The organism is Bradyrhizobium sp. UFLA03-84, assembly GCF_002289535.1.
In the GTDB taxonomy this organism is placed as follows: domain Bacteria; phylum Pseudomonadota; class Alphaproteobacteria; order Rhizobiales; family Xanthobacteraceae; genus Bradyrhizobium; species Bradyrhizobium viridifuturi.
This window is the reverse complement of record NZ_NSJY01000019.1, coordinates 317,156-324,404: the sequence shown is the minus strand read 5'-3', so window position 1 is coordinate 324,404 and position 7,249 is coordinate 317,156. Positions and strand designations below refer to the sequence as shown.

General features: G+C 58.6%; 7 protein-coding genes. 4 read left to right on the top strand and 3 right to left on the bottom strand.

Features of this window, described 5'->3' with window-relative positions:
- The 3 genes from trbG to CK489_RS39135 form a co-directional block, all read left to right on the top strand.
- Window positions 1-707, top strand: a 707-nt coding sequence (gene trbG, locus CK489_RS39145) for a P-type conjugative transfer protein TrbG (protein WP_095736058.1), incomplete at its 5' end; no start/stop codon positions are given.
- Window positions 704-1,909, top strand: a complete 1,206-nt coding sequence (locus CK489_RS39140) for a TraB/TrbI/VirB10 family type IV secretion system protein (protein ID WP_050401247.1) — start codon at window positions 704-706, stop codon at window positions 1,907-1,909. The genes trbG and CK489_RS39140, both read left to right, overlap by 4 nt.
- A gap of 4 nt (window positions 1,910-1,913) precedes the next feature.
- On the top strand, window positions 1,914-2,150 hold the full coding sequence (locus tag CK489_RS39135) for a DUF2274 domain-containing protein (RefSeq protein ID WP_083992257.1): 237 nt from the start codon (window positions 1,914-1,916) through the stop codon (window positions 2,148-2,150).
- A 195-nt stretch (window positions 2,151-2,345) separates the two neighbouring features.
- Here the strand turns inward: CK489_RS39135 and CK489_RS39130 are convergent, their stop codons facing one another.
- From CK489_RS39130 to CK489_RS39120, 3 genes are all read right to left on the bottom strand, one after another.
- Window positions 2,346-3,254 carry a TauD/TfdA dioxygenase family protein gene (locus CK489_RS39130; RefSeq protein WP_050401249.1) on the bottom strand — a complete coding sequence of 303 codons (909 nt, stop codon included), beginning with the start codon at window positions 3,252-3,254 and terminating at the stop codon, window positions 2,346-2,348.
- Window positions 3,255-3,509: 255 nt separating this feature from the next.
- Complete coding sequence (locus CK489_RS39125; protein ID WP_095736057.1) at window positions 3,510-4,181, bottom strand: HAD family hydrolase; 672 nt, start codon at window positions 4,179-4,181, stop codon at window positions 3,510-3,512.
- A gap of 660 nt (window positions 4,182-4,841) precedes the next feature.
- On the bottom strand, window positions 4,842-5,471 hold the full coding sequence (locus tag CK489_RS39120) for an FMN-binding negative transcriptional regulator (protein ID WP_050401251.1): 630 nt from the start codon (window positions 5,469-5,471) through the stop codon (window positions 4,842-4,844).
- A 996-nt stretch (window positions 5,472-6,467) separates the two neighbouring features.
- Here CK489_RS39120 and CK489_RS39110 point away from each other — a divergent pair.
- Complete coding sequence (locus CK489_RS39110; RefSeq protein ID WP_143278322.1) at window positions 6,468-6,740, top strand: hypothetical protein; 273 nt, start codon at window positions 6,468-6,470, stop codon at window positions 6,738-6,740.
- The last annotated feature ends 509 nt before the right edge of the window (window positions 6,741-7,249 follow it).

Below are 7,249 nucleotides of genomic sequence, written 5' to 3'. Positions count from 1 at the left end.
CAGCGAGGGTCGAACCGCGCAAACGTGGGTATTTCAACGCGGCGCAAATCTACGCTTACAGTCCTGGCGCACTCTATCAGGTTTACGCCGCGCCCGGGCAGATCACGGATATCGCGCTCGAGGAAGGAGAACAGTTGACGGGAGCAGGGCCGATCGCGGCCGGAGATACCGTACGCTGGGTCGTGGGCGATACCGAGAGCGGGAGCGGCGACACACGGCGCGTCCATATCCTGGTCAAGCCGACTCGAGCTTCGATTGAGACCAACCTAGTGGTCAATACTGACCGGCGCACTTACCTGATCGAACTCCGCTCCCGCGAGCGACCATACATGCCGTCTGTTGCCTGGTACTATCCAGAGGCGGTACGCGAACGGTCGGGTTCAGCTGCGCTGAAGCCCGTTCTTCCGGGGCCGGCGCAGCGCATCTCCCGCTATGCTATCGAGGGGGACAGTCCTCCCTGGCGGCCGCTCGCCGTATATGACGATGGCCGCAAAGTCTATGTCGAATTCCCGCAAGGCATCGTGCAAGGCGAGATGCCTCCGCTCTTTGTCATCGGTCCAGATGGCAAGACCGAACTCGTCAACTATCGCGCTTACGGCAACGTATTGATTGTCGATCGACTCTTTGCAGCCGCCGAGCTGCGGCTCGGCGGCGAGCACCAGCAGAAGGTCCGTATTGTCAGGACCGACGGGAGGCCGTCGTCATGAACAATGGAAACGATCACGAGCAAGCAGTTCCGCCGGCGACACAAGGCGAACCGTCCCAAAGCTTCCGCTTGAGAGCTGAGCATCCGCGCGTCACGCGGTTGTCGCGGAAGGTCTTGGCCGGCGGAAGCGCCGTTGCATTGCTCGTCATCGGCGGAACTGTGTTGTGGTCGCTACAGAGCAATCGCTCCCGTAATCAAACGGCCGATGAGCTTTACAGTACCGACCACCACAATGTTGCGGACGGCATTACGACGCTGCCGAAGGACTATGCTGGCGTTCCGCGCCAACCCGTCCCACAGCTTGGTCCGCCGCTCCCCGGGGATCTCGGTCGACCGATCCTTGCCGCCCAAGGTCCGTTGCCGACGAGCGGGGCCGATCCGGACCAGCAGCGCCGAGATCAAGAGACCGAGGCAGCCCGCATCAGCCATTTGTTCGCCGCGACCAATGGACGAGACGTGCGTCCAGCCGCCGCCCCGGCTGTTGGAAGCGACCGCGCCGTGCCACCGAACTCAACGAGCAGCGGCGATGACGGATCTGCGCAGAACGGCCAGGACCGCAAGCTTGCCTTCGTGAACGCCTCTGCGGACCGTCGTACGGTCAGCCCTGACCGCATCACCAAGCCAGCTTCACCGTATATCGTGCAGGCTGGGACGGTCATTCCGGGAGCCCTAATCACCGGGATTCGATCAGACCTTCCAGGCCAAGTAACCGCGCAGGTCACCGAAAACTTATACGACACGCCCACCGGTCGGTTCTTGTTAGTGCCTCAGGGAGCGCGTCTGATCGGTATATACGATAGCCAAGTCACCTTCGGCCAGTCCCGCGTTCTGCTGGTCTGGACGCGGCTGATCATGCCAAATGGACGTTCCGTCGTTCTCGAGCGGCAGCCTGGCGCTGACACAGCAGGGTATGCAGGCCTCGAAGACGAGGTCGACAATCACTGGGGTGAGTTGTTCAAGGCTGCGGCGCTTTCGACGTTTCTGGCGGTGGGGACTGAACTGGGCGCCGGTTCGGACACCAACAGCAACGACAGCGCAATTATCCAGGCATTGCGACACGGCGGCTCGGACTCACTGAACCAGACCGGACAGCAGGTGGTTCGACGCAGTCTCAACATCCAGCCTACTTTGACCGTACGACCTGGTTTCCCGGTTCGTGTTCTTGTCAATCGTGACCTCATACTTACGCCGTATAGAGGGTGACAACATGCCAAAGCTCAAAATAGGAGAGCTTCCAGATGACAAGCCGGTCAAAGTGAGCGCGGAGCTGCCGGCGGCCGTGCATCGCGATCTCATTGCATATGCAGAAGCCCTTACGCGTGAAGGTGGTCAAGTGGTCGAACCGACTAAGCTCATCGCTCCCATGTTGGCGCGCTTTATGGCCACGGATCGAGGATTTTCTAAATTGAAACGTGGCGGCCGCGTACCGGTCGCCGGCGAATGACAGTGATGCTCGAGGCTTCTCGAAGCTGCCGGTCAAAGCTAACAGTACGATGCATCAACCGAGACGCTGCCGGGTTTGGCCCGTGAGCTAAGATATCGCGTCGGAAAGCGTGTTCCCGCGTCTGCCCCGAAATAACTCTGATTGCCCGGGCTTTCTCCGTCTTCAGACGCAAGAGCGCCTGGCGTCGATGGGCATTTATTCGGTCACCCTCAAGCGCGGTACACTGCTCCGGCCGTCGACGCTGATAGGCACGTCGCCCTCGATTGTAGCCCGACGTACGACGCGATGCCCGTCCCCGTAATCGTTGACGGCGTAATGCTGCGTTGCGCGGTTATCCCATATCGCGATATCGCCCACTAACCAGTTCCAGCGCACAGTGTTTTCGGGCGCGGTGATATGAGACTGGAACAGATCGAAGAGCTTTTGTCCGTCGTATTTGGAGATCCCAACAAAGTGCTTCACCAAAGCGCCGAGCACTAGCGTCCGCTCGCCTGTTTCGGGGTGGACGCGCACGACGGGATGCTCGGTCTCAAAAACCGTTCTGGTGAATACCTCGTCGAAGTGTTTCTTGTCCACCTCGCGCACACGCGCGATCCCGGCGTAATCGAAAACGTTGCTGTGAACGGCCCATAGCTCCTCGGCAAGCCGTTGTAGCGGCGGCGGCAGATCGAGATACGCGGAAGCTGTGTTCGACCACACGGTGTCGCCTCCGAAAGCTGGCATTGCTACGGCCCGCAGGACTAAAATCTTGGGATAGGCATCGGCGAAGGTCCCATCCGCATGCCAAACATCGGCGCGACCGCCGCCGCGAGTGGAGTCCAGCTCAAGGAGCGAGGCCGTCCCCTTGGCGGCGCCGAGCATCGGATGCGGCGTTAGCTTTCCAAGACGAGCAGCAAAGCGCTCCTGTTCAACGTCATTGAGATGTCGTTGGTTGCGGAAGAAGATCACCTTGTGCTCGAGAAGCAAGCTGTTGATCGCAGCGATCGTGCGGTCCGGTAGATCGCCCGATAGCTCGATATTTTTGACTTCGGCACCGATGCGCGCTGCACGTTTCAGAACATCGGCGCCCGGAATGACGTCACCGATCAAAGCCGTTGTGCTCATGTTGTTTTTCCAAGCCCTTGAAGTTTCTGCTTTTCGAGGCGGATGATCTTCAGCAAGCAACGTGCCAGGCGAAAGAAGAACATGTAGTCCCCATGGCAACGAATTGCGCTATTTGGCGCGAGTTATCGGACCAACCGATGATTCGACCGAGCGACAAAGAAGCTCGATCGTCGACCTCACCCACCGAATATGGTGCAAAGAGAGCGGCAGCCGACGGAAGACATTCAGTTATGTTATTTCGATCACTCAACTGCCCTAAAAAAGGCAATGCTTCCGTAAGATTGGTAATAATTCATGATGATCATAAATCATGTAGTCGGGCCCTGCCGCGCGTAAGCGCCCTTCGGAAACATATCCACCCACGATTGATACGTTGATAAGGCCAAGATTGCGGGCAATCTCGGTCTCAACTGGCATATCGCCCACGATGACAGTTCTTTCTGGGGATAGATCATTAGCCTGCATATACAAGCGCAGCCGTTCTTGCTTGCTCATGCTCCTAAACTGAGTTGCGCGGCTATCAAATGCCAAGATGTCGGTGACGTGAGTCTTGATCCCAAGTCTTCGCAATTGTGTGCGAATTGGTCCAACAATGTGGTTGCTGACAATGACGGTTTGGATGGCTCGCTGATCAGCGGCGAGCAAAACATTTCGAGCCCCTTTACGTAAGGCCGCGTTGCGCGCCAGGAACTCATAAGTGTCGTGAAAAATGGCGTTGTCGTTGCTCTGTACGACTTCGATTTCATCTTTCGACATGTCCAGGTTGCGGAAAAGAACCGAAGGAGGAAGTTCGAACTTCTCTCGAAGCTTGTGCATATCCACAGCTGCGCGACCGAAGCGGCTTAAAATTGCATTGATGGTTTGCAGCACCGCGTTGGCATCATCGAGCAGCGTGCCATTCCAGTCGCAAATAATCGCGGATTTCATGCATAAACCTAAGGCAAATGTGGTCGTGCGATAGAATGTGTTCGAGACTTAGATATTTACTGGTCTACATGTCTGGAGCGATCGTCGCGGTTCGAACAGAGTCGTCACGGATGCAACGCGCACCAGGGAGCTGAACGGGCGGACTGTTCTTCCGAGGCGAGAGGGCGGGTGGAGAGCGTGAGCATTGTTGCTTCTTTAGCTCTGTTTCTGGATCGATTTAGTTGAAGCAATGGCCGTGCCAGCCAGCGTTGGCATGCAATAAGGCCGGAAGGGCTTTGGAAGGTCTCAACGCTTACTATGCGCGCCGACCTGACACGACATTGCGTCTCTGTCAGAATACGGACAAGACTCTACACGGTGCGTAAGTTCAAGCTGACCGTTCCGTAAGTGAATTCTGCGAGTCAATCGATGGGCCAGGTTGATCTCTCCGAGACCGGTTCATTCTGGTGAGGCAAATTGGGTTCTCAGTACGCGGAATACTAAGTCGAAGCTCCGGGTTGTTGAACAACTTTCGACTGAGAGGACGCCGCTGCCGCCAATCCGCAATGCCTCGACCGGCGTTACGGCAAGACTAATGCCGGTGGAGCCCGTGAGAGCTGCAGATGTAGGCTTGCTCTTTGTCGACCGGCCCTGTTGGCGCCAGTCATGCACATTATAGCCTCAGCCCTGAATCAGGATAAGGGCTGCAACTTCCTGATCCCGTGGCAGTATGCTCACCGCCAAGCCGGTGGCGACACCAAGGCGGTCAGGAGCGGGGCGGTTTTGACTCATCTTGCGCTTGCCTTCGACCTTGGTGATGGGGATGCGCACGCCGACGATCTCACGCAACTGGGCGGCGATGAAATCCGCGGGAGCATCGCTGACGGCCCAAGGCGTCGCACGTGACGTCTCATGGATATTCGTCAGACGCGTCACGATTTCAAGCAGGCGATCGGGATCCTCGAAGAACTCGGTCGGCCCATGGGCGTGGACCGCGATGTAATTCCATGTCGGCACCACATGTTCAGATTGTCGTTTGCTGGGATACCAGGATGGCGTCACATAAGCCTCTGCGCCAGCAAAGATCGCGAGAGCTTCTCCGATCGGGGGCGTGCGCCATTGCGGATTGCCCTTCGCTAGGTGGCCGTACAGCGCGCCGTGTTCGCCTTCGCTCTCATCGAGAAAGAGCGGAAGAGGCGTCGCAAGGGGCCCGTCTGACGTGGCCGTGATCAGGTTGGCCAATCGGGCGCAGCGGATTGTCGCTCGAATGTTCTCCAGGTCGTCATCTCGAAAGTGGGGGGGTATGTACATGGAGGTTCTCCGTTGGAGGTCGTCGAGATAAACCCAGGTCAGTATGCTAGAAAACTGCCAGTTTCAGTCGCCCCGTAGAGGTTCCACGTTGGATCGAGCCGCCTTGCTCGTCGCCCGGCCGGCTGATGATCGCACCCCCTCACGCACTTCTGGGGCCGCGAAGACGCTGAGCAAGGCAATTGTGATGGACCAAGCGGCAAGTCCGGGTGTACCGGTACGGTGCCTCACGGGCATGATTGCGAGCCGGGGCGACGCGAGCGCGCACTGAGAGGGGCCGCTGGACACAAGAGCCGTTGGCTCGACCGCCGCTGGAGGATCTCGTCGCTTGGCAACAGCTTCGTCAATACCGATGAACACAACATCACCATCTTCCAGAACGGGGATGGTTCATGGGGCGGCAGGCTCACCGAAAAAGCCGCAGGACGTTTCGTTACGGCGAGACGGCGATATGAATCCGAAGCGAAGCCCAAACTGGCCGCGTTAGACGGGATGATCTTCCTGAAAGATAGACGTGGCTGGGATGGATAGGGCGCCGCCTGTCGGTCTGTTACGTTTCGTCCGGTGGGTTTGTCGAATCGCTTTCCCCGCAATTCACCGATCCGATCCAAGAGTCGCTGGCCCGTCCCAACAAATATCTTTCTACCAATATCCGCATGGACATAGCTGGTTCGCGAGAGCCACCGGGGCTTAGGACTCCACACGATTCGAACTGTCTGTCCACAGGCGAACGACTATGGCAACCAACCCGGAATGGCGGGCTGCGGCGCGCCAATTGCGCGGCATGTGGGAACACAAGGCTTGGCCCGACGGGCCGCTCGGCCCGGGTTGGGCCAATGCATTCTCCGATTGGATCGAGAAATTCGGTTTCTGGCGCGTCTCGGACGCGGTTCAGATGGCGTCGGCTCCCCGTCTGAGGACGGCGAGCGGTTGCCTCCGGACATTCGGGACATTCCAAGATACGCCGTGGTAGAGCGCGGCGAGGATCGGGAGCCCGGGATGAAGGGCTGTTATCCCGTCCGCGGCAGGATGCGCTTGAAATTTTACTGCTCGGAAGGCGATGACGAAGTCCTCAAGCTGCTAAGGCACGCAATGCGCGCGGGAGTTTCAGAGTCCGCAATGCACCATGCCGTCGATGATAACACTACGCTTGAGCACTGCTTTGCGGCGATAGGTGTAGACCGCACGACATTCCGCATTGCCATGGGGCATCCGATGTTCGACGTGTGTCCCAAAGGACAGCAGGTCTTCGTCCGGCAAGATCCAGAGTGACGAGTTTGGGAGGCCTATCTGCGGAGGACGAGTGGCCGGGGCGCGCCGATCAGCAGGCTGGGTGGCTGGTATTTTCCGAGTCGTTTTCCACCGGTTGATCCCCGCCCAAGAAGGCGAGGCGGTGAGACCGCCCCAGCGAACGATCAACTCGCGACACGTGCTATTCAATCCTCGTGGTCAGCGTCCTTTCCGCTAGATTTCTCGGCCTGCTTCGACGATCGCCTGCGTTCCTCACGATCTCCTTGCGAAGACGCTGTTTGGCGCACATGCGACGATTCCTGACCGGCGCGCCGGGCGTCGGCGGGCGGCCGGAATCTTTGGTTCGGCGTCGGCGCGAAGCCATCCTCGGAACCCGCATTCCAAGGATTAGAAATCGGAGCGGATCCGGAACCGGACCGCCGGCGGGAACCGCTCGCACCCGGTTTCCGGCTTACTGTCGTCGGTGGAATCGAATCCTTCGAACGCCGGGCGGGCTCTCCCGTCGCCCGGCGTCAGTTCGCCTGTCGCGC

Bases quoted from the DNA above. Each gene is read 5' to 3' on its own strand.
- CK489_RS39110 (WP_143278322.1), top strand. From the start codon at position 6,468: ATGAAGGGCTGTTATCCCGTCCGCGGCAGGATGCGCTTGAAATTTTAC.
- CK489_RS39140 (WP_050401247.1), top strand. From the start codon at position 704: ATGAACAATGGAAACGATCACGAGCAAGCAGTTCCGCCGGCGACACAA.
- CK489_RS39130 (WP_050401249.1), bottom strand. From the start codon at position 3,254: ATGAGCACAACGGCTTTGATCGGTGACGTCATTCCGGGCGCCGATGTT.
- CK489_RS39125 (WP_095736057.1), bottom strand. From the start codon at position 4,181: ATGAAATCCGCGATTATTTGCGACTGGAATGGCACGCTGCTCGATGAT.
- CK489_RS39120 (WP_050401251.1), bottom strand. From the start codon at position 5,471: ATGTACATACCCCCCCACTTTCGAGATGACGACCTGGAGAACATTCGA.
- CK489_RS39135 (WP_083992257.1), top strand. From the start codon at position 1,914: ATGCCAAAGCTCAAAATAGGAGAGCTTCCAGATGACAAGCCGGTCAAA.